Annotated in this window: 16 protein-coding genes and 2 pseudogenes; 5 read left to right on the top strand and 13 right to left on the bottom strand. The window is 53.1% G+C overall.

The genetic code is table 11. The features are described from left to right. Positions 1-11 precede the first annotated feature (11 nt). On the top strand, positions 12-218 hold the full coding sequence (locus tag MUN86_RS08025) for a hypothetical protein (RefSeq protein ID WP_245123901.1): 207 nt from the start codon (positions 12-14) through the stop codon (positions 216-218). An 87-nt stretch (positions 219-305) separates the two neighbouring features. On the opposite strand, the pseudogene MUN86_RS08020 reads toward MUN86_RS08025, so the two are convergent. The 5 genes and pseudogenes from MUN86_RS08020 to MUN86_RS08005 form a co-directional block, all read right to left on the bottom strand. Continuing rightward, positions 306-1,067, bottom strand: a pseudogene (locus MUN86_RS08020) (prolyl oligopeptidase family serine peptidase); the annotation flags it as partial. 89 nt (positions 1,068-1,156) lie between these two features. Further along, a complete protein-coding gene (locus MUN86_RS08015) occupies positions 1,157-3,739 on the bottom strand; it encodes a TonB-dependent receptor (protein WP_245123898.1) in 2,583 nt (860 codons plus the stop codon). A gap of 657 nt (positions 3,740-4,396) precedes the next feature. Further along, the gene (locus MUN86_RS32300; RefSeq protein ID WP_375379494.1) at positions 4,397-5,140 is read right to left on the bottom strand and encodes a prolyl oligopeptidase family serine peptidase; all 744 of its coding nucleotides are present in this window, start codon (positions 5,138-5,140) and stop codon (positions 4,397-4,399) included. A 141-nt stretch (positions 5,141-5,281) separates the two neighbouring features. Next, positions 5,282-6,537: pseudogene (locus MUN86_RS32295) on the bottom strand (S9 family peptidase); the annotation flags it as partial. A gap of 126 nt (positions 6,538-6,663) precedes the next feature. After that, positions 6,664-9,306, bottom strand: a complete 2,643-nt coding sequence (locus MUN86_RS08005; protein WP_245123895.1) for a valine--tRNA ligase — start codon at positions 9,304-9,306, stop codon at positions 6,664-6,666. A 252-nt stretch (positions 9,307-9,558) separates the two neighbouring features. Between MUN86_RS08005 and MUN86_RS08000 the strand changes: the two genes are divergently transcribed. Both MUN86_RS08000 and MUN86_RS07995 read left to right on the top strand, forming a co-directional pair. Then, complete coding sequence (locus MUN86_RS08000) at positions 9,559-10,509, top strand: carbon-nitrogen hydrolase family protein (RefSeq protein ID WP_245123892.1); 951 nt, start codon at positions 9,559-9,561, stop codon at positions 10,507-10,509. A gap of 116 nt (positions 10,510-10,625) precedes the next feature. Next, positions 10,626-11,831: an N-acetyl sugar amidotransferase gene (locus tag MUN86_RS07995; RefSeq protein WP_280640614.1), complete on the top strand. Its 1,206-nt coding sequence runs from the start codon at positions 10,626-10,628 to the stop codon at positions 11,829-11,831. A gap of 116 nt (positions 11,832-11,947) precedes the next feature. Here the strand turns inward: MUN86_RS07995 and MUN86_RS07990 are convergent, their stop codons facing one another. Next, positions 11,948-12,298 carry a 4Fe-4S binding protein gene (locus MUN86_RS07990; protein WP_245123887.1) on the bottom strand — a complete coding sequence of 117 codons (351 nt, stop codon included), beginning with the start codon at positions 12,296-12,298 and terminating at the stop codon, positions 11,948-11,950. Between the two features lie 249 nt (positions 12,299-12,547). Here MUN86_RS07990 and MUN86_RS31670 point away from each other — a divergent pair, with 249 nt between their 5' ends. Beyond that, complete coding sequence (locus MUN86_RS31670) at positions 12,548-12,778, top strand: hypothetical protein (protein WP_311181806.1); 231 nt, start codon at positions 12,548-12,550, stop codon at positions 12,776-12,778. A gap of 8 nt (positions 12,779-12,786) precedes the next feature. Then, a complete protein-coding gene (locus MUN86_RS07985; RefSeq protein WP_311181805.1) occupies positions 12,787-13,560 on the top strand; it encodes an acyl-CoA reductase in 774 nt (257 codons plus the stop codon). A 127-nt stretch (positions 13,561-13,687) separates the two neighbouring features. Here the strand turns inward: MUN86_RS07985 and MUN86_RS07980 are convergent, their stop codons facing one another. The 7 genes from MUN86_RS07980 to MUN86_RS07950 form a co-directional block, all read right to left on the bottom strand. Next, positions 13,688-14,560 carry a nucleoside phosphorylase gene (locus MUN86_RS07980; RefSeq protein WP_245123884.1) on the bottom strand — a complete coding sequence of 291 codons (873 nt, stop codon included), beginning with the start codon at positions 14,558-14,560 and terminating at the stop codon, positions 13,688-13,690. 106 nt (positions 14,561-14,666) lie between these two features. Beyond that, entirely contained in the window at positions 14,667-15,620 is a 954-nt protein-coding gene (trhO, locus tag MUN86_RS07975; RefSeq protein ID WP_245123881.1) for an oxygen-dependent tRNA uridine(34) hydroxylase TrhO, read from the bottom strand. A gap of 89 nt (positions 15,621-15,709) precedes the next feature. After that, positions 15,710-16,342 (bottom strand): NeuD/PglB/VioB family sugar acetyltransferase, encoded by a 633-nt coding sequence (locus MUN86_RS07970; protein ID WP_245123878.1) that lies wholly within the window; start codon positions 16,340-16,342, stop codon positions 15,710-15,712. 124 nt (positions 16,343-16,466) lie between these two features. Next, positions 16,467-17,732 (bottom strand): hypothetical protein, encoded by a 1,266-nt coding sequence (locus MUN86_RS07965; protein ID WP_245123875.1) that lies wholly within the window; start codon positions 17,730-17,732, stop codon positions 16,467-16,469. Continuing rightward, a complete protein-coding gene (locus MUN86_RS07960) occupies positions 17,729-19,027 on the bottom strand; it encodes a DUF2851 family protein (RefSeq protein ID WP_245123873.1) in 1,299 nt (432 codons plus the stop codon). The genes MUN86_RS07965 and MUN86_RS07960 overlap by 4 nt, the downstream gene beginning before the upstream one ends. Positions 19,028-19,202: 175 nt before the next feature. Continuing rightward, a complete protein-coding gene (gene lolA1 / locus MUN86_RS07955; RefSeq protein WP_245123870.1) occupies positions 19,203-19,847 on the bottom strand; it encodes an outer membrane lipoprotein periplasmic chaperone LolA1 in 645 nt (214 codons plus the stop codon). Positions 19,848-19,965: 118 nt separating this feature from the next. Continuing rightward, the gene (locus tag MUN86_RS07950) at positions 19,966-22,944 is read right to left on the bottom strand and encodes an FtsK/SpoIIIE family DNA translocase (protein WP_245123867.1); all 2,979 of its coding nucleotides are present in this window, start codon (positions 22,942-22,944) and stop codon (positions 19,966-19,968) included. Positions 22,945-23,056 lie beyond the last annotated feature (112 nt).

Below are 23,056 nucleotides of genomic sequence, written 5' to 3'. Positions count from 1 at the left end.
CCATTCCCTTCATGAACAAAGTGCTGCCTCTTGGTGCCCTGCTCATCTCCCTAGGCCTCATCATTTTTCTATACCTGCGCATCAACAAACTGGAAGAAGCTCTTAAACAGTCAGAACAACGCTTCTCAGACTGTGAGACCGTAAACTTCCAACTGCAAAACCAACTGGTTGCCGCTACCCGTGGTCCGGTTCCAGACAGCCTGAGGGTGCGTGACTAGCTTTTGCGCCTGAACTCATACCCTTCTTTGCAATAAAAAGCCCCGCCATGTCATGGCGGGGCTTTTTATTGCGAGACGATTTACGGGTTAAGCTTTCACTCCCAACAACATAAGTATAAAGGCATATTGCCGGGCTACATCGTTGATGGATTTGAAGCGGCCGGAGGCGCCGCCGTGGCCAGCAGCCATATCGGTGTGCAAGAGCAACAAATTGTCGTCGGTTTTCATGGTGCGGAGCTTGACTACCCACTTGGCGGGCTCGAAGTACTGCACCTGCGAGTCGTGCAAGCCGGTGGTGACGAGCAGGTTCGGGTATGCTTGGGCGCGTACTTGGTCGTAGGGCGAGTACGAGAGCATGTAGTCATAGAACTCTTTCTTGTTGGGGTTGCCCCACTCGTCGTACTCCCCGGTAGTGAGCGGGATGCTAGCATCGAGCATAGTGGTTACCACGTCCACGAAGGGCACGGCCGCCACTACCCCTTTGTAGTACTCGGGGTGCAGGTTCACTACGGCACCCATCAGCAGGCCACCCGCCGAACCACCTTGTGCGAACAGCTTATCCGCCGAGGCAAACTTCTGATCAATCAGGTATTTAGAGCAATCGGTGAAGTCGGTGAAGGTGTTTTTCTTGTTCAGCTTCTTGCCATTTTCATACCACTGCCGCCCGAGTTCCTGCCCTCCCCGAACGTAGCAGATGACATAGGCGAAGCCCCGGTCGAGCAAACTTAAGCGCGCGACACTAAACGTGGCGTTGGTGGAGTTGCCGTAGGACCCGTAAGCGTATTGCTGCACGGGTGCGGTGCCATCCTTCTTGAAGCCTTTCTTGTAGACTATAGAAAGCGGGATTTTCCAAGAGCTGTAAAGCAAATTGGCGACGCATGTATGCGTCGCCAATTTGCTTTAGATCAAAGAAAGTTGCTGTAGTGCTTGGTACCTACTTAGGGCCGCCCGCCGCCCTGCTGGCCACCACTGTCGTTGCCGCCCTCCTCTTTCTGGTCGTCGTTGTTGATTGATTTCTTGCGCTTAGGTGGCGCCGTCGTCAGCTTGCCAATCCGGTAGCTTAAGTTCACACGGAAACCTGTCCGATAGAGTACGTTGACGCTGTTTTGGGCCAGAATGGGTGAGTTGATTTCGGTGCGGATGTTGTTGCGCGGCGTAAAGAAGTTGTCGGCACCTACCCCGATGCTGCCTTTCTTCTCGTTGAAATCTTTCTTTACACCCAAGCTATACACCCCAAAACCGCCTTGGTAGCCCTGGAGTTGCACCTGACGCCCGCGGTAGAAGCTAAAGAATTGCAGCCCCCATCCTTTGGTGAAAGCATAACTACCTTGCATCCGGCCGCTAATCACCCAACCCTGGTTTTTGGCCTGGAAAATAGGGTCCGACAGATTGTTGTCTAGCACTGCATAGTACGTATCGAAGCCGCCGCCAAGGGTCAACTTATTGTTGAGGTTAACGTTGGCGAATACACTGCCGCCGTAAGCATTTTCCTGCCCGATGTTGTCGAAGGTAGTCTTGATGGTATCGAGGCTGCTAGTACGTACTGCCTGAATGGAACCGGTCGTGTTACGAGCGAAAAGCGAGAAGTTGAGCGAGGTTTTCTTGATGAACGTGTTGTACCCTAGCTCGAAGTTGTTGGTATATTCAGGATCCAGCTCCGGATTTCCCTGCGTGATGTTCAGAGGGTTGGCGGCCTGCCGGTTGGGGTTCAGGAATTGCAGCGAAGGGCGCTGAATCCGGCGGTTGTAACCGGCCTTCAGGGTGTTGCCGCTGGCAAACTTGCGCGACAAGTTCACGCTCGGTACCAGCACGCCATAAGAAGGAATATCAACGTCGGTGTCGGAGGCTTGGAAGTTGGCTTCGATGGTAGTGTATTCGTAGCGGGCACCGGCTTTCACGGTGTAATTCTTCAGGAAACCCAATGTGTACGAAGCGTAACCAGCCGCTACATTTTGGTCGTAGGTGAATGTGTTAGACAAATTGGTTCCTATTGTTTGCACCCCATCTGCGAAGGTGGCGTACTCACTGTTCACCTGGCGCATGATGTCTTTGGCGCCCACTTCTACCATCTGATTTTTACCAACCGGCATCTGGTAGTCGAACTGCAGCGTCATCTCCTGATTGTAGCTGTCGTTCTGGTTACGAAGTTGGCTACTCGAGTTCTGGTCGAGGCTTTCGAGAATATCGTTGGTGTAATTGTTTGTGCGATTGTTGCGGCTGTAGAGGGCCAATATGCTGAACTCCTGCTGCGGCGTCTCGAACGTGCGCGTGTAGTTTAGGTTCAGATCCAGCGTGTTCGACTCATCCAGCGTCCGAGCATTGCGCACATCCCTGCGGCTCAGCGGATAGTTACCTAACGAGTCAAGGCGGTACGATTCGCTCAGTAGGTTGTCTTGGTAGTTGGTGCCATTGCGCACGCCTAGCTGCACCGAAGCCGACAGGAAGTTGTACTTGTTGATATCGTAGTCCCAGCCCAGCGAATAGCGGCCGAACAGGTTGTTGTTGCGCGTTTTGGCGGTTTGCGTGGCTTGAGCCAAGTAGGTCCCATCCGTATCAAACGTATTCTGCACGTTCGAGAAGCGGCCGGGGGTGTTGTATTGCGCCCGGCCCCCACCACCGAGCGAGAAGCCCATCTTGCCGGTGCGGTAGCTGCCATTCAAGCCGAAGTCGGCACTACGCAAGCCGCCACTGCCGCGCGCATCGAGCGTAAAGCCCTGCAAGTTGTTTTGCTTGGTCACGATGTTGATGATACCGCCCGAACCTTCGGCGTCGTATTTGGCTGAAGGTGAGGTAATCACCTCCACCGATTTGATCTGGTCAGCCGGAATCTGCTTGAGCGCATCGGCAATGCTATTGGCGGAGATCGTGGAAGGCCGGTTGTTGATGAGCACCCGGATGTTGCTGCTGCCACGCAAGCTCACGTTGCCATCCAAGTCCACCGACAGCATGGGCACCCGCTTGAGCACGTCGGTGGCGTCGCCGCCGCGGGTGGTTTCGTCTTTCTCGGCGTTATAAACCGTGCGGTCAACCTTTTCTTCCACCAACGCGCGTTGGCCTTCAACCACTACTTCTTTCAGCGCCTGCGCCGACGAAGCCAGCGCAATTGTGCCAAGAGCTACAGTGTTGCCGGCATCGGTGATGACAATGCCCGGCTTGTCAATCGACTTGTACCCAAGAAAGCTGATCTGAACGGTATAAGTACCAGCTGCCACTTTACTCACAGCGAACTTACCGCTTTCGTCGGCGGCGGCACCATCGACGGGCTTGCCAGTAGCCGGATTGAGCAGTACCACAGTAGCATAAGGCACCGGCTGCTTGGTTCCGGCATCGGTAATGGTGCCCGTGATACGGCCACTGCCTTGCTGCGGCTGCACAGGTCCGGCCAATGCCGGACGCTGCCCACCCGCGGGTGGTCCGCCAGCCGGGGGGCCACCCGCCGGGCGACCCGTCCCGGCGGGTTGCTGGGCCATTGCCAGATAGCTACTACTAAGAAGTACTACTAGAAAGGAAAGCTTTTTCATACAATCAACTACTGCAACTGCCCTGCGTCCTCGCTTGGGTCTTTGTTTTATTTCTGGTAAAGAGAATCTTCTTGTTTGTCGGGTTACTCCTTCTCGTCCGCCTCACTTGGCGGTGAGAACTAGCAACCGGAGCCACAGACACCGTTCCGAGCAATTAGTGGCTCCAACCCTCAGTAATAATGTGCACCTGTTTGCCGGCTTATGCAGACGGTCAAGTCAGCCGCCTATGCTCACTCTGGTTCATTTCCTACGCTCGGCAGTACTGCTTACCCTGCGTATCCTATAAATGTTGCTTGTCTGAAGCACCAATTTTTAGAAGGGTGTAGCGAGGTAACTAGCGGTTTTTCAGTTAAATGGCCTTCAGATTTAGTTTCATTCAAGGCTTTACATCCTTGTACTGGTCTTATTGACTTAAAAAACCACAGTATGTTTACTCTTAAGGCATTAATTACTTAAAAATAAATCACATATACTTGATAATCAATTATATAGATAATAAAATATAGTATACAGATTTCTAGACTTAGCGCTACACCCAAGCTTACATCGAAAGCGCCACCTAACTCTACAGCTAGATGGCGCTTGAAATCTTCGAAAGTATGTCGGTTTAGGAGGCAATAAGCTGCACTTGAAGGGTTGCTCAAGCTGCGAAGCACCCTATTTCAGCAGCAAGAGCATGAAGGCAAACTGACGTGCCGCGTCGTGGATGGATTTGAAGCGGCCCGAAGCACCGCCATGCCCCGCTTCCATATCGGTGTGCAGCAATACGAGGTTATCGTCAGTTTTAGTGACGCGGAGCTTGGCTACCCATTTAGCGGGCTCAAAGTACTGCACCTGCGAGTCGTGCAAACCGGTGGTGACGAGCAGGTTCGGGTACGCTTGCGGCCGCACGTTATCATAGGGCGAGTACGAGAGCATGTAGTCGTAGAAGAGCTGCTCATTGGGGTTGCCCCACTCGTCGTACTCGCCGGTAGTGAGCGGAATTGTGTCGTCGAGCATGGTAGTTACTACGTCCACGAAAGGCACGGCTGCTACTACCCCTTTGTAATACTCGGGGTGCAAGTTGATAACGGCGCCCATCAGCAAACCGCCCGCCGAGCCGCCTGCGGCAAATAATGTGGCCGATGAGGTGTACTGCTCCTGAATCAGATAGGCTGAGCAGTCAGTAAAATCGGAGAAGGTATTTTTCTTGTTGAGCAGCTTGCCATCCTCGTACCACTGCCGCCCGAGTTCCTGCCCTCCCCGAATGTGGCAAATAACATACGCAAAACCTCGGTCGAGCAAGCTCAGGCGGGCGGCGCTGAAGGTGGGATCAATGGAGATGCCATACGACCCGTACGCATATTGCAGCAGCGGCGCGCGCCCGTCTTTTTGAAAGCCTTGCTTGTAGACGATGGACATTGGTATCCGGGTGCCATCTTGCGCAGTGGCATAAAGCCGCTCGGTCACATAGTTTTCCTTCCGAAAATCACCTAGTACCGCCTGCTCTTTCAAGAGCGTTTTGGTACGGGTAGTCATGTCGTAGTCGAAGGTGCTGGTAGGCGTCGTGAGGGATGAATAGCCGTAGCGCAGCACCTGCGTATCGAACTCGGGATTGATGCTGATGGCGGCCGTGTACGTGGGTTCGCCGAAATTGAGGTAGTGCTCGTCGCCGCCCTGCCACCGCATCACGCGCAGTTGCAACAAACCTTCCTGCCGCTCGCCTAGCACGAGGTAGTCTCGAAACAGCTCCATATTTTCCAGAAACACGTCGGTCCGATGAGGAATTATTTCCTGCCAGGCTTTTTTGCTGGTATCAGTGATGGGCGTTTTCAGCAACCGGAAATTGGGCGCGCCATCGTTGGACAGCACGTAGAAGTTGTCTTCGAAGTGCTCGACCTCGTACAAATGGTCTTCCTCGCGGGACAGGAACACCTGGAAAGTACCCGTCGGATTAGTGGCTTCCAAGTAGCGCGTCTCCGACGACATAGTGCTGCCCATCTGCACGAAAATGTACTGGCGCGACTTGGATTGGCTTACGCCAATGTGGAAGGTGTTGTCTTCTTCCTCGTATACCAGCACATCCTGCGCCGGGTCGGTGCCTAACTGGTGACGGTATATCTGGTAGGTCAGGAGCGTGTTTACGTCCTGCTTGGAGTAGAACACCGTATGGTTGTCGGCAGCCCATACAGCTTCGCCGCCGGTATTCACTATTTGTTCGGGATATAGCTCCCCGGTTGCCAAGTTTTTGAGGCGCAGCGTGTACATGCGGCGGCCCACAGTATCCACGCTGAAGGCCAACAGCTGGTTGTCGTTGCTTACTTGGAAGCCGCCAATTTGGAAGTAAGCCTCTCCTTGCCCCATGGCGTTGGCATCGAGCAGTACTTCTTCCGGGGCCTCCAAGCTGCCTTTTTTGCGGCAGTAAATCGGGTATTCTCCCCGGCTTCGTAGCGCACGTAGTAGTAGTAGCCATTGTCGCGATACGGCACCGACTCGTCCTGTTCCTTGATGCGGCTCTTGATTTCGGTGAACAAGTCGGCTTGCAGTTCTTTCACTGGCGCCATTTGCTCCTCGAAATAGGCATTCTCGGCCTTCAGGTAGTCGATTACCTCCGGATTTTCGCGCTCATTGAGCCAATAGTAATTATCGGTACGCGTACCGTGGGGGACGCAATTTGCTTGGGCTTGGGGGTGGCAATGGGTGGAGTTAGCATACGGGCTGTTCTGGTTCGAAAAGGGTACGGCCGCCCCTGAAGCCAGTTTTAGGAAAGTTGAAATAAAAGAAACGTCGGCAACAGAAAATGTTTGCGCTGCCTGCAACTGCTGCTAGCAGAAACTGGCCGTTCCCCTACACCGCATTGCGGCTTCAGAAAACGGCCAGTGTATTATTACTAGAGGTTTATCCCGCCAAGGCAAGTCTCTACGCAGCAACTTATTGAGGCGAGACTACAAGCTGTTGAGACTTTGCTGAAGCGTTGCAATTTTAGCCTCGGCGTCGGCTAGCTTTTGCCGCTCTCGCTCTAGCACATCCGGCTTGGCATTCTGCACAAACTTCTCGTTCGAGAGCTTCTTCAGTACCGAATCGCGGAAGCCATTGGCGTATTCCAGTTCTTTTTCGAGGCGTACTCTTTCCGCTCCTAGGTCAATCTGCCCTTCTAGCGGCACGAAATACTCTGTCCCGCCCGTTACGAAGTTCACGGAAGCAGCCGGCGCCGTGTCCACCAACGTGATTTCGCTTAGCGCGGCCAGCTTCCGAATGACGCCGTCGTATTCTTGCAACAGAGTGGCATCGACGGTTTTGGCAGCCAAGGTCAGTGGTTTGTTAGGCCCCAACCCCTTCTGATTGCGAATGTTACGCACGCCCGCTACAATTTCCAGCGCCTTTTCCATACGAGCCAGCAGTTCGGGAGCCCCCGATACGGACTGTGGTTTCGGCCAAGTAGCTACGCACACATACTCTTTGGGGCCGCGCTCAGCTAGTTCGTGCCAAATTTCTTCGGTGATGAAGGGCATAAACGGATGCAGCAGCTTGAGCAGCGCCTCCAAGAAACTAGTGGTGTAGCGAAGCGTTTCCGGGTCGATGGGTGCTTGATAAGCTGGCTTAACCATTTCCAGATAGAACGAGCAGAAGTCGTCCCACACGAGTTTGTAAATGGTCATCAGCGCATCACTCATGCGGAACTTGTCGAAATGCTCGTCCAACTCGGCTAAAGTGGTGTTTAGCTTGGCTGAAAACCACTCGACGGCTTTGGCATTGGCAAACGGCAAGGTGGCATCCACTTCCCAACCTTGCGTGAGCCGGAAGGCGTTCCAGAGCTTGTTGGTGAAGTTGCGCCCTTGCTCGACCAATTTTACATCGTACAGCAAATCGTTGCCGGCCGGCGACGAAAACAACATGCCCGTCCGGACACCATCGGCGCCGTACTGCGCAATCAAGTCGAGTGGGTCGGGCGAGTTGCCGAGGCTCTTACTCATCTTGCGGCCTTGCGCGTCGCGCACGATACCCGTAAGGTAAACGTTGCGGAACGGCACCTCGCGGCGGTATTCCAGCCCGGCCATGATCATGCGGGCCACCCAGAAAAACAGAATTTCGGGCGCCGTTACTAAGTCATTGGTGGGGTAGAAATAGTTGACGTCGGCATTGTCGGGGTCTTTGAACCCATCAAACACCGAAATCGGCCATAACCACGACGAAAACCACGTATCGAGCACGTCTTCATCCTGCCGCAAATCAGAAACTTGCAGCTCTTGGTTGCCGCTCTTTTCGCGTGCTAGTTTCAGCGCATCTTCTGCATTCAGCGCTACTACATACGTACCATCGGGCAGGTAATAAGCCGGAATGCGCTGGCCCCACCACAGCTGGCGCGAAATGCACCAGTCGTGCACGTTCTCCATCCAGACCCGGTACATGTTCTTGAACTTGGGCGGGTGCAGCTTGATTTCGTCGTTCTCCACTACGGCTAGCGCAGGCTTAGCCAAGTGTTCCATCTTCAGGAACCATTGCAAGCTCAAGCGTGGCTCAATTACCGCCCCGGTACGTTCCGAAGTTTGCAGTACGCTGGCATACTCTTCAACTTTGTCGAGCAGGCCCGCAGCTTCCAGGTCCTTCACAATGTTACGGCGCGCCGCAAACCGATCCTGACCGACATACAGTTCGGCTTTTTCGTTCAGCGAGCCATCATTGTTGAGGATGTCGATAACAGGCAGGTTGTGCTTGAGGCCTAACTCGTAGTCATTTAGATCGTGGGCGGGCGTTACTTTCAGCGCGCCCGTTCCAAATTCTATGCTTACGTACTCGTCCAGAATAACCGGAATTTCGCGACCGAGCAGCGGAATCCGCACTTTTGCTCCGTGCAGGTGCGTGTAGCGCGGATCATTGGGGTTCAGGGCTACAGCCACGTCGGCCATGATGGTTTCGGGCCGAGACGTAGCCACGGTCAAAAACGCAGGGCCATTCTCCGTATTACCGCCTACTACTTCATAGCGCAGGTGATACATTTTGGCCATGGTGTCCTTGGCAATTACTTCCTCGTCGGACACGGCGGTGCCGCCCTGCGGGTCCCAGTTGACCATGCGAATACCGCGGTAGATCAAGCCTTTCTGGTGCAGATCCACGAATACGCGCAACACTGCCTCCGTTAGTTCGGGCTCCATCGTAAAGCGGGTCCGGTCCCAGTCGCAGGAGGCGCCGAGCTTCTTAAGCTGCTCGAGAATGATGCCACCATACTTCTCTTTCCATTCCCAAGCGTACTCTAGAAACTGCTCCCGGGTCAAGTCTTTTTTCTCGATACCTTTCTCTTTGAGCAAGGCTACCACCTTGGCTTCGGTCGCAATAGAGGCGTGGTCGGTGCCCGGCACCCAGCAAGCTTCCTTGCCCTGCATGCGGGCCCGGCGCACTAACACGTCCTGAATAGTATTGTTGAGCATATGGCCCATGTGCAACACACCCGTCACGTTAGGCGGCGGAATCACCACCGAATAAGGCGTTTTTTGCGGGTTGGCACTGGCTTTGAAAAAGCCTTGTTCCTGCCAGCGTTGATACCACTTGGCTTCAACATCAGCGGGAGTATACGTTTTGGCGATGGACATCGACAATAGAAAAAAGACAGTTTATATTAGCCGCAAAAGTAGGGTTTTTACAGTCGGGACTTGATAGAACTGAAATACGCGTCGTTGACAACTGTTCTTGCTCCTAATTTTAATCCACAATTAAGACAGTTGAATCAATGATAAACACTAAATTTGGGGTGCTAAGTTGATAATTGGTCCACCTTGTACCACATCTTGCTATTTTGCTATAAATAGCATTCAACCTCAACATTGGCTTCTCGTTTTCGCTATATGGCTGCTTTGTTTAAATTTTTCAAAACTGCTCCATCGCAGCCAGTAGCTACTCCTGCGTCAGTGGTAGCTGAGCCAGCTGCTCCAGCCGCGTCAGTTGCTACCAGCACGGTTCGCATCGGGATGGGCCAGTTGCTAGTCGAGGGTGGTGAACCTGACCGTAACCTAGTGCGCGCAGCCTCCATGATAGCCGAGGCTGCCGCTCGTGGCTGCGACGTCATACTGCTACCCGAAACACTGGATTTTGCCTGGACCCACCCAAGCGCCCTGACAGAAGCCCAACCCATTCCGGGTCTGTATTCTGATCGGTTGTGCCAGGAAGCCATTCGCCATAAGATTTACGTCTGTGCTGGCCTCACCGAGAAAACGGCCGATGGCCGGGTATACAACGCCGCGCTTCTCATCAATCCGGAAGGTGAGATTATCACCAAGTACCACAAAATCAACTTGCTCACAGTTGAGCAGCCTTATTATGCCGTAGGGCAAACGCTGAATGTGGTGGACACTCCCTTAGGCAAGATTGGGGTCAACATTTGCGCCGACAACTTCATCGACGGCCTTTCTATTGGTCACACGCTGGCTCGGATGGGTGCCGAGTTCATTCTTTCCCCTTCCTCTTGGACCGTGGACTACTCTATCAACGAGGAACACGACCCGTACCGTGAGAAATGGGTGAAGCCGTATTCTATTCTGGCTCGCCTCTACAATGTGGCCGTAGTAGGCACTACTTCCGTGGGGTACATTGTGGGAGGGCCCTACGAAGGCAAAAAAAGCGTAGGTTGCTCTCTGGCAGTGGATGCCGCCGGCATTCGAGCCCAAGGAAAATTCAACGAATTTGCGGGTGATTTAGTCGTGGTAGACATTCCTCGGCCCGACCGCGCAGAGAAAGGCACGCAAATTGGTGAGATGCTGTTGCGCAAAGGCTTTAAGTTCGATACCCTTCCCTCCTGACCCTGTACTACCGGAATCCGTAAGATTCTACCTGCTCTGTTCTTCCTGCTCCACACCGCCTACCGGAATCCGCAAGGTTCCGCAACCAACCTACTCTCCCATAATTGCAACTCAACATGGAGATTCGTACTCGCGAAAGTACCTTACCTAAGTACTCTACCGCGCAAGCTTACCAACGCTGCACCCGTTGCATCATGGATACCACCGTTCCTGGTATCACCTTCGATGGGCAAGGAGAATGTAACTTCTGCGAAGTACACAACCACATGGACCGCGCTTTTCCGCTTGGCGAAGCAGGTCGTAAGAAAGTGCAGGAAATAGCTGCTGACATTAAACGGCTAGGTAAAGGCAAGAAATACGACTGCGTGCTCGGCGTGAGCGGCGGCCGCGACTCGTCGTTTACGCTGTGGTACTGCGTGGTGAAGCTAGGGCTGCGTCCGTTGGCCGTACACTTCAACGACGGTTTTGGCAATCCTGTAGCCGGCGAGAATATGGTGAAGGCCTGCCACAAGCTCGGGGTGGAAATGCGCACCATTACCTCGGATTGGCGCGAATCGAAAGATTTGAAAATTGCTTTCTTGAAGGCTTCCACACCCGATATGGAGGAAGGCACCGACGTAGGCATTGCAACGGCGCTGTATGGCGTAGCCGCCAAGGAAGGGATTCAACGCATTGTTATTGGACAGTCATTTCGGACGGAAGGCATTGCCCCGCTCACCTGGAACTACCTCGATGGCAAGTACTTGAAGGCCGTACACAAGCAGTTCGGCACAGTACCGCTACGCCCGTGGAAGGCCGACGACCCTGGTTTCCACCTGGATTTAGAGCAGATGTTTTACTATGCCTTTATCCGCCGCATCAAAACGGTGACGCTACTCTACCACGTGGACTACGTGCGGGCCGACGTGGACGAGCTGCTAGCCCGGGAACTGGAGTGGGTAAACCCTGGCGCACACTACTTCGACGACCTTTACCAAAGTGTCATCTACTACCTCAACCGGACCAAGTTTAATATTGACCGGCGCTTGTTTAACTATTCGGCGCTAGTGCGCTCCGATCAAATGAGCCGTGAAGTAGCGCTGGAACGTGTAAAGCACATCAACGGCATCGAGGACGAGCGAGTCATCAACTTGTGTATTAAGCGGTTAGGCTTAACCCGTGCCGAGTTTGAAGAGATTGTGAAGGCACCGCCTAAAACCTTCCGCGACTACCCAAACAACTACTCACTGATTCGTAAGCTTCGTTGGCCAATCAAAATTCTGAGTCAACTCAATTTGATTCCCGAGTCAGCTTACGACAAATACTTTAATTGTGGCACTTAACTAAAAGCACACAATCGATTCAGCGAAAACAGGAAGGGCTTGCCACTTGGCAAGCCCTTCCTGTTTTCGCTGAGCCGCTTTGGCGTCTCAACAACCAAGCAGCTAGATACAAAGCCTTAAGCTTCGTTGTGGAGCCACTGCTTTTTAGCTGTCAATTTCTCGCGCGACTCGCGGTAGTCGGGGTCGTCTACGCAGCAGTCAACGGGGCAAACAGCGGCGCACTGAGGTTCTTCATGGAAGCCGACGCACTCGGTGCACTTGTCGGATACGATGTAGTAGTACTCGTCGGAAATAGGGGTTTGAGGAGAAACACCAGACACGGTTGCGCCGCCATCAATGGTTACTTCTTTTAAAGCCGTGCCATCAGACCAGCGCCATGCGGCACCACCTTCGTAGATGGCAGTGTTTGGGCATTCCGGTTCACAGGCACCGCAGTTGATGCACTCGTCGGTTATCATGATGGCCATAGCCGTGGAATCAGGTAAAGTGAGTAATGGAAAGCGTGTACGCGAAAAAAATACACATGGTGATTTCTTTGGCCCTCAAAAGTAGAAACTAACTCGTAGTCTTGCGAGTTTTTTGCAGATACGTAATAGTGAGCTGTTGAAATCGTGACGTGAAGGATTAATTGCTTTATCTGGACAGACTGTACCAGTACAACGTTAAGCTTGCAGCACAGTTTCAGCGACTCCCCAATTCACCTCTTTACCAGTAGAATGACCCACTCCGACCGCCTGGCCGCTTTCGTAGCCTTAGGCCAGTACCTGCGCCAGCTTCCTGCCGATATAATAGCAGGCCTAGCAGCCCAAGCTCGCAACCGCAACGCTTGGTTTGATTTGCCGAACGTAACGCTGGCCGTGCACAGTGTAGCCGATATGCTGCAAGAAGAACCCTTGCGGCGCTGGTCAGCTCGTTACCGAGCCGAGCCCGACACCCCCGCCAGATAGGAGTGGTCATGGCAGGCAACATTCCGTTTGTAGGCTTTCACGATGCGCTTTGCGTACTCCTTAGCGGCCATATTCTGCTAGCTAAGCTCAGCCAGGATGATACGGTCCTCATGCTCTGGATTTTAAAGGAGCTGACGCGGTTAGAACCACGCTTTCAAGACCAGATACAGATCGTAGAGCGCCTCAATGCTGCTGATGCCTTTATTGCTACTGGTTCCGATAATACGGCTCGTTATTTCGACTACTATTTTGGCAAGCGGCCCCACATTATTCGCCGCAACCGCACTAGCCTGGCCGTATTAACGGGCAACGAAACCCCACACGAAATGGGACTGCTAGGAGAAGACATTTTCCGCTACTACGGGTTAGGTTGCCGCAACGTAAGCAAGGTCTTCGTACCGAAACGCTACAATTTCTCGCCCCTACTCGACTCCCTACGGCCTTGGCACCACGTCCTCGACCACCACAAATACAACAACAACTACGATTACAACAAGAGCATCTTGCTGGTTAATGGCGTGCCCCACCTCGATACAGGTTTTCTGTTGCTGCTAGAAAGTCCGTTGCTGGTTTCGCCTATTTCTCTGGTGCACTACGGTACCTACGCCCACGAAATCGACTTGGTCGATCAGCTAACAGACGTTGCTGCTCAAACGCAATGTCTGGTTTCGGGCAATGGGCAGTGGGCCGGTAGCATAGCATTCGGACAAGCGCAGAGCCCTGGCGTAGCAGATTATGCAGATGGCGTAGATACTATGGCTTTTTTGGCAGAATTGACGTAGCAGGTTACCATCAATGGATTTTCTACTTCCTACATAAGAAAAGCCACTCTACTTAGAGTGGCTTTTCTTATGTAGGAAGTAGAAAATCCTTTTTAGGCTACGCTCCATCTAGTCTGAGAGTCTTGCTCTATACCCGCTCAAGGGTTTTGGTAATCAAGTCATGCATTACAGCATCAGAATTCGTGGCAAACTCGCCGGTGGCGCGATTAGCTACAATGGCGTTCAATGACACTACTTCATGGCCAAGCAAGCGACCTAGGGCATAATAGCCAGCAGTTTCCATCTCGAAGTTGGTGAGGCGGAATTCGCCTTCTGCACTTTGGTAGCGAAAATTCTGGAACTGCTCGATTAGGTCGGGGCGGCGCAGGTCGAGGCGCAATACGCGGCCTTGGGGGCCGTAGAAACCAGGGCAAGTAAGGGTGTTGCCTACTATCATACCTGCCCCTATCTGCTCGCGCAGCAAGTCGGCGCCGCGGACGCAGTAAGGACGGTAATCGAGAGCCAGGGCTTGTTGGACACCGGTTGCAACTTCTATCTCAAGCCCGGTTTCTACCAAGGGGTAAAACTGCATCAAGGAATCGAGCCCTACGGCGTGCTCCGTAACCAAATGGGAGCCGACCGGAATGTCGGCCTGCAACGAGCCACTTGTTCCAACCCGAATAATGCGCAAGGCAATATGTTCTTCGTGGGCCCGCACTTCGCGACTCACAAAGTCAATATTGACCAAGGCATCTAATTCATTTAGTAGAATATCAATGTTGTCGGTGCCCATACCCGTGCTAATTACGGTAAGGCGCTTGCCCTTGTAATACCCAACGTGCGTCACGAATTCGCGCTTGTGCATCCGGGTTTCGATGGAGTCGAAATGCTCACTCACCAACGGTACCCGCTCCGGATCACCAACCGTGATAATGGTGTCGGAAATGTGGTCGGGCTGCAGATTGAGATGGTAGATGCTGCCGTCTTTATTGAAAATCAGCTCGGATTCAGGAATGGGCATGTCGTTGTTCGTTAGTTGTCAACACGGCAAGCACTTGTAGGCTTGCAGATGAATAATGTGCCCCTTTAACGGTAATAAGCGAAAAAGAGCAACGGCAATCTAAAACCTACCGCGCGGGTGCGCGGTAGGAAATCAGTCCTTGCTCGGGACGATAGTGGTTGCTGATTTTGGGGTAGGTACCCGTACCATCATAAGGCCGCTTGTCGGGGTGCTCTTGGCAGGCAGGCGAGCAAGCGCCTTGCAGCTGAGCACCACAGGCTTCGCAGAGGGGCACATGGGCGTTGCAGTGCGGGTTAGCGCAGTTTACCATCCGGTCGGACGGCGTATGGCAATGGTGGCACTGGCTGATAATGGTGGGGTTGACGTGGTTGACATCCACTGCTACCCGCCCATCGAAGACGTAGCACTTGCCTTCAAAGTCCTCACCGCCCGCTTCTAAACCGTATTTGATGATGCCGCCGTGCAACTGGTACACGTTTTCAAAGCCTTGTTCCAGCAAATAGGCACTCGCCTTTTCACACTTGATACCGCCCGTGCAGTACGTCAGGATCTTCTTGTCCTTGTACTGCTCTAGCCGCTCTAGCCGGTCCGGAAACTCGCGGAAGTTTTCGATGTCGAGCGTCACGGCGTTTTTGAAACGGCCTAGCTCGTACTCGTAGTCGGAGCGCACGTCCAAAATCACCACGTCGTCCTGGTCTTTCATATCGCGAAATTCCTCGGGCGAGAGATGAACGCCGGTGCGCTCGTAGGGCTTGATGTGCGGCAATCCTACGTGCACAATCTCCGGCTTCACGCGCACGTGCAGCTTCTGGAATGTATGGGCTTCTGCCTCCTCTACCTTGAACTCCAAAGCGTCAAACCGCAGATCGGCTTTCACCAAGCGCATATATTCGTCGCAATCCGCTACTAGTCCCGAAACGGTACCATTTAGCCCTTCGGGCGCCACAATGATACGCCCACGGAGGTTGAGCCGCAGACAAAGCCGGTGATGCTCTTCCCGGAACGCCTCGACATCTTCAATAGGCGTGTAGCAGTAATAAAGTAAAACGCGGTAATCCATTTATATAGAAGTAAGACGTTAAGAGCTCTGGACCTAGACAATGCAACAGCGCTTCTAGGTTCTACACTCTCAATTCTATTTTCTGAACACTAAACCTTAACAGCCGGATTGCCAAATACCGTTTGGTTAGCTGGTATATCAGCTACTACCACGGAGCCAGCCCCCACGCGGGCCTTATTGCCAATTTTGACGCCGGCCACGACCACCACGCCAGCACCGATAAAGACCTGCTCGCCGACCACCACGCCAGCATTGAGAATAGCGCCCGCGCTGAGCTGCGAATAGTCGCCTAACTCGGCTTTGGCATCGACTACGGCATTGGCTCCAATCAGGCAACCATTGCCAATCTTGGCAGTACCGGCTACCACGGCATTGGCCCCCACTTGGTTACCGTGACCTAGCCATGCGTGCGGCGATACGCTAGCGCGCTGGTGAATAGCGTTAACGGGCACCACTTCGTACTCGTCGTGGAGCATTGCGGTAAGGCTGCGCCGACTAGCCGTGTCCTCGGTAGCCACAAAAACTTCGCACTTCTTGCCCAACAGCTTGAGCAATTCCTTATCGTCGGTGTTGCCCATCACGGGCACGTCGAATACTTCGGTATTCTGGAGCTTGGTGTCGTCGTCGAGAAGGCAGTATACCACGACGTCGTTGGAAAGAAAAGCGTCGAGGGCAGCAATACCCACAGTTTGGGCTCCAAGAATGATAACGGGGTTTTCCATACGTAGCGAGAAAGAGCCGACAGAGCGCCGACCAGATTCAAACCACAAAGATACGCCACTCCCCGCAGCCAGCCACGCTTGGACTTCACCGATTAGCAACCTTTGGAAACGAATAAACAGAAGGCTACAACCCAATGCGGCGAAGCACCCGCGCCGCATACTCGTTTTGCAACGCCAACCACAGCACAAAGGGCAGCAGCGCGACCCGATAGCGGTTCATTGTGCCTAGGTTGGGCGTGCTTAACCCAATCAAAGCCGCCAACGCAATGCAGTAGAACAGCATAGCCACCACTAGTGCAAAAGGCAGTTTACCGGCTCGCCCCCGCAACAAGGCCAGCAAAGCTATTGCTAGAATACCAAGCAACAGCAGGTTTTCAACACCGGCCACCTTATACATTGTACTCCCCTCCCAGAACCAGGGCCGACTTATTGTCTCCCATGTTGCTTGCGGCGCATTTTGCACCACACTTTCAATATTTGGGGTGAAGTCTTTGAACGTAATGCGTGGGCGCTCTCTAGACTGCTTACCTAACTCGTTGTAGTTGCGCAGAAGCTGAAGCGTAATGCGGTTCGGCCGGAAAACTAAAACTACCTCGCTCCCAATCCAGGCTCCAACATTAATCGTGGCAAAGAAGATTACAACAACCACCCACCGCTGGCGTGCTGTCCCCAGTTGCTGTATCATGCGCACTACCGTAAGTCCTCCTAACGCACTAAAAAGCAGAGCGGCAAAGAAGTAGCGCATCTTGAACTGAAGAAAAGCCAACAGCACTAAGGCTAAAACATTTGAAACGGAAAAGCGCGTCTTGCCATAAAGCCAGCTTATTACCACAGCTACCAGCCCTGCGGCACTCCCCACTACCAAACTTTCCTTCGTAATACCCGCCGACCAGTAAACAACCGTCGGCCACACCAAAAAACCAATCAACGCGGCACCAGCAGGGGTTTGCGGAAACGTATGAGCTAGTGTCTGAACCAAAGTCCAGCAGGCTACAAAGCAAAATACCGACAAGTACAGCCCATTCCACCAACTGCTACTATAGCTAGCCAGGTTGAGGATCGACAGGATTTTGGCTGTGAAAAAGGTATTGGAATAACCGTGGTAGATGAGATACAGCTCTTTGTTGTAGTGAAACTCGTTGCCGAGCATAGCTTGTAGCCAGGCTCCTGGCCTTTCCCAAAGCTGCAAGGTCATGGTTGTTGAAAACTGATGCATGTGCTGCGCATCAGAACTAGGCTTCCAACAAGCCGCCACCCAAGCCAGCAGCTTTAAGGCCAGTACGGGCAGCAACCAGCGCCCCAATTTTGGCTCACGCAGTTGAATGCGGAGCCAGCGCCAAAACAAAACAGCCAGGGCTGCGTTAAGCGAAATGGCAACGATGAGCTTCAACGGGTAACTAGGTTACGTTGCATGATTCGGCTACCGACTGCGCAGTGCAGGCACCGGCGAGGAGTACAATAAGCCCGGTGCAGCGCCAGTAGCCCTTGCGAATCGGCCGAACTGCGGTGCTGGAAACCTAAGGCCGCATAATCATCGGTGATATGATTGTGCTCAGCAGGCAGCAAGCTAAGCAATGCTACTGCACTTTCCACTAGCTCCGCTTGGCCTGTGTGGCGGGCATACGCTACCCGTAGTGGCACCACCACATTAGTAATCAGCAAATGAATGCTGCTTTTGCCGAATCCTGGCACTTTGCCTGCTACGCCCGGACGGTAATGCTCACGCCAATACGTAGAGGTTGGTACCTGAAAGAATTTTGTAAGCGTAGGCAAATCAGCAGCAGTTAGCATAGCATCAAACAAAGCCGGACGGACGTGTAGCACGGCTGCTAATTGAGCTAAACGGACCGTCGGGAAATTTGCGGGGCGCAGCCGCAAAAAGTTCCACTCGTGCGCGGCCAAAGCAGTGCCGTGCAAGCTGTATTTGTGACGTAAAAAATTGAACTCCCGACGCAAAGCGGCTGTGTACTCATCCTCTACGGATGCCCCGGCTTCCTCTAGGAACCCCGCTTGCCCAAATACCAGTGCTTCCAATTGCAGAAGATCATGACGGTGGCGGCGTATGACGGCCAGCGGCAATGCCTTGGCAAGCCGCGCCAGTGGCTCACTGTTTTTTTGAAAGCCAAAGGCAGTAGCCAGCGTATGGTAAGCAGTAGCCTCCCAATCATTGGTGAGGCGCTGATGCAAATCGGACACTACCGAGGCTTTGAGCTCTACTCGCTCCAGCAAGGCTCGTTCTACCATGCTAGTGCGGGTGATTTCGGGCACCATTTGTAGTTGCGGAGCGCAAGGCAAAGCGGATGTCGGCTCCTCCAGCAAATTGTGATAAGCTCGCAGTAAATCAGGTGCAATGCGCGATGCCAAAGCCAAGGCGGGCACTATACTGCCATCGAGACGTTGTACCGGCTGGTCGGCTTCAAGGACTACGTGCAACACTACTTGATCGTATTTAGGGTCGGTTTGGTGCTGGTGGCGGTGCCAATCTGAGGCTTTCAGATGGATTTCAACGGCCCCGTTCCATTCTACATCGTCAAGTTGCAGGCGAGCAGTAAGGAAATCAGGGCCAGCATCGGCGTTGCGGTATCCGGGTTTTAAAACGGTGACGAGTTGACCGTCGGTAGTGCGTAGATCTATTTTATCGAAGTATTGGTGTTGCCAAACGTAATGGAGAAAATCTTCTTGCATAAAGAAATAGGATATAGAAGCACGAAATATAACTATTGTCGTCTGCATCCAGTGAAATCGAAAAAGGCTCTTTCTGTTTTACGTGAATTCTATTCCTTACAGGGCCCAACAAACTAAACCGGCCCGCCTCCGCACAAAGCGGAAGCGGGCCGGACAGATCGGCAGATTGCTAAACCTAACGCAGGTCAATAACTTTCACGCCTTTGTACTTAGTCTTGTCGAAGGCAAACGTGGTAGCGTCTACAGGCACATTAGGCGTGAACTTGTTGATTTTGACGGTGTAGCGGTTGCCGTTCTTTTTGAACATCTGCCAGCTTCTTACCGACTTGTCAACCTTGCTCACTTTCATACGAACCTTAAACACAGGGTTGCTCCGGTCTTCTGGGGCGAGTTCGATGATGTCCACTACCTCGCCGCCTTCTTTAGCCTCCTGTACGTACGAATACTTATAGCCTTTCTTGTAGAGCGAATAGATCTGAGCGGGTGAAATTTCCTGCTCATCCGACTCATAATCAGAGATGTTAACCTCGTTCTCGGCTTTCATGTAGGTATACATGGTTTTGCCGTCGTTGATAACTTCTTGGCCACTCATCTTCAACCGGAACTTCTGGCCGCTCACGGTAATGTCGCCGCTCATGTTCTCTTTTACTTTAGCCGCGTCGTTTTCCAGCGTTTGAGTGAAAGAGGCTTTGTAAGCTTTCATAGCCTGATACTTGGCACTCATCTGGTCCAGAATCTTACCAGCTTTGGGGTCCTGCTGCGCCGTAGCGGTTGAGCATAGCGAAACCGAAAGAGCAAACAGGGCGAAGAATTTTTTCATTACAAAAAGGTGGTTCAGTAGAAGTAAGTACAAGACGTACGAAACCGAGCTTTGTTTAAGACTTAACAAAAAGAACTTTAAAATGATCCTTTTTGTGCCCCGTATCACGTCTCACTTACTATTTAGGCAACGTATTCAACAACTGTTCCAAACTATATTCGTCCGGAATTAAGACTTCGCGTGCTTTGCTGCCTTCAAATGGTCCTACCACACCGGCCTGTTCTAGCTGGTCGATGAGGCGGCCAGCGCGGTTGTAACCGAGTTTCAAGCGGCGCTGGAGCAGCGAGGTGCTGCCCTGCTGGTGCGTGACAATGACGCGAGCTGCCTCCTCAAACATCGAGTCGCGCTGGCTGGGGTCCATGTCTTCGAGGTCGCCGTTGCCCCCACCCGACTCGCCTACTACTTCGGGTAGCATGTAAGCATCAGGGTAGCCTTGCTGTTCGCCCACAAAATCACACAGGCGGTCCACTTCGGGCGTGTCGATGAAGGCGCACTGCACCCGAATAATGTCGGAACCTTGCGAAATGAGCATGTCGCCTTGGCCAACGAGTTGGTCAGCACCACCAGCATCGAGGATGGTGCGCGAGTCAATCTTCGAAGTCACTTTAAAGGAAATCCGGCACGGAAAGTTGGCTTTGATGATACCCGTGATAACGTTGACCGAAGGCCGCTGAGTAGCCACAATCAGGTGAATACCAATAGCACGAGCCAGCTGAGCGAGGCGCGCAATCGGGGTTTCCACTTCCTTGCCGGCCGTCATCATCAAGTCGGCAAGCTCGTCGATTACTAGCACGATGAACGGCAGGTACCGGTGCCCTTTCTTGGGGTTGAGGCGCCGCTCAATGAACTTGCGGTTGTACTCTTTCAGGTTGCGGCAGCCAGCATCTTTCAGCAAATCATAGCGCCGGTCCATTTCCATGCACAACGAGTTCAGCGTGTTCACCACCTTTTTAGTGTCGGTGATGATGGCTTCATCAGTGTCGGGTAGTTTGGCCAAGAAGTGGCGCTCAATCTTGTTGAAGATGCTCAGTTCCACCTTCTTCGGATCGACGAGCACGAACTTCAACTGGGCCGGGTGGCGCTTGTAAAGCAACGACGCCAGAATCACGTTCAAGCCCACCGACTTACCCTGACCAGTGGCACCAGCCATCAGCAAGTGAGGCATTTTGGCCAAATCCACCACAAATACCTCGTTGGTGATAGTGCGCCCGAACGCAATGGGCAGGTCCATTTCGGTGTGCGCAAACTTCTCGGTGCTGAACACCGACCGTATACTTACCATTTCCTTTTTGGCGTTCGGCACTTCAATACCGATAGTGCCTTTGCCAGGAATAGGAGCAATGATACGGATGCCTAACGCAGCTAAGCTCAAGGCTATATCATCTTCCAAGCTCTTGATTTTCGAGATACGCACCCCAGCATCCGGCACGATTTCGTAGAGCGTGACGGTAGGGCCAATTGTAGCCTTGATGCTGGCGATATTGATACCGTAATGGCCCAGCGTCTCGACAATGCGGTCCTTGTTGGCTTCCAGTTCTTCCTTGGTTACCTGCGCTTTAGCTTGCCCATAGTCGTTGAGCAGCTCTAGCGTTGGGTACTGGTAGCGCGAAAGGTCCAGCGTGGGGTCGTAGTTGACAGCCGGCATGGCGTCGGCATCCTCGTCCTCCTCCGCAATCACGGCCATATCAGCACCAGCAGCGGGATCCAACTCGGCTGCTTTGTTGGTGATCTGCAGGGTGGGCTGCGGAACAGAACTGGCTGAAGGCTGGCTGCTGGTGACAGGCAGCGGCGCGTTATTATCAACTAAATCAGAAAGCGAAAGCGGCGTAGGAACGCGCGCTGGTTTGGCCACCACCGGCTCAGGATCAATAGCGGACTCGATGGAGAAGCTGGGGCCTTTTGCCGGGGCTGTAGCGCCGCCGGAAGCTACGGTAGCAGCCGCACTAGCTACGTTGAGAGCGGCACTGGCGGCAGGTGCAACGGTCAGTGGTAGAGCAGAGCTAGCGGCAGCCACAGTTGCTCCAGCCAATGCCCCAGTTCCAGCACTTGGTGCCACACTGAAGGCCGGCGAGGCTATGGAACCAGATGTAACAATCGGGGCATCAGGCTCATTGTCTTCTTCGGGCTCATATACGGCAGCCGGACGAGCCACAGCCGCTGGCGGGGTAGGCCGCAACGACCGCACCGTCATGCCCAAGTCGCGCTCTTCCTCTTCTTTGACACCTACAGGAGTTGTTGCACCATAATTTCCTGCCGGGCGGGCCTGGTTAGCTACACCTTGGTTTTCAGTAGTTTCCTCATCTTCTTCGGCATCCGTTCCGAAGCGAGGCAACGTGAGCGACGTGACGTTGAAGAAGAAGACGACGAAGGAAATCAGTAGAAAGGCAAGAAGAAGCACTGTACCCCAACCAATTAAGCTATCGAGCCAGAGGGCTACTTCATAGCCAATGCCGCCGCTCAGAAAGTCAAGGCGGTGCCCTAGCGTGGGGTCAGCATCAGGGGCTTGCATCGTGAGCACCACGTAGCCAAGCAATATGCTCAACCAGCCCATCAGGAACAAGCACAGGGCCAGCACATAGCTCACCGACACCTCTGCTCGCCGAAATACAATCTTATAGCCCAGAAAAAAGACGATGGGTATGAGGGCAAATGCTGCTACTCCGAAGCCTTTGTAAATGAAAACCTGCGCTATCATGGCCCCGAGCAGCCCGAACCAATTACCGGTTTCTTGACCGGCCTCTTTCGTTGTTGTTCGGTCTAGCCCGGCCACTACGCTTTGGTCGGCATGGCCCGTGAACAGGAACGAGAGGAAAGCAATGGTCAGGTAGAGAGAACCAAGCAGGAAGAAAAAGCCCAGGAAAAGTTGGAACCGCCGGTCGCGCACGAACCCGAACATACCGCCTAAGTTGAAAGAAGGCAGTTTCAGGGGTTGCCGGGGCGGCTTGGGCGCCGCTTTCGTTTCAGAGGCACGGCGATTTTCGCGGGGCGCAGTGGCTTCTGCCGCAACCGGCCGGGGCGTAGTGGCACGCGGTGGCCGCGGCTCATTGCTTCGGCTAGCCGGTGAAGATTGATCTTGTTTGTATGTATTTTTAGCCATTCTAACGCTCCAAAGGGCCAAATCTAGGCATTTTTCAATGGTGATGTAGTAAAATAGCTAGCTAATGAGTGTAGCATTTTAGTAGAATGAAAAACCATCAATCTCACTAAAA

Origin of the sequence: Hymenobacter volaticus (assembly GCF_022921055.1) — a bacterium.
Lineage (GTDB): Bacteria > Bacteroidota > Bacteroidia > Cytophagales > Hymenobacteraceae > Hymenobacter > Hymenobacter volaticus.
Note: the sequence above shows the minus strand (reverse complement) of the source record. Positions and strands in the feature narration are given on the sequence as shown.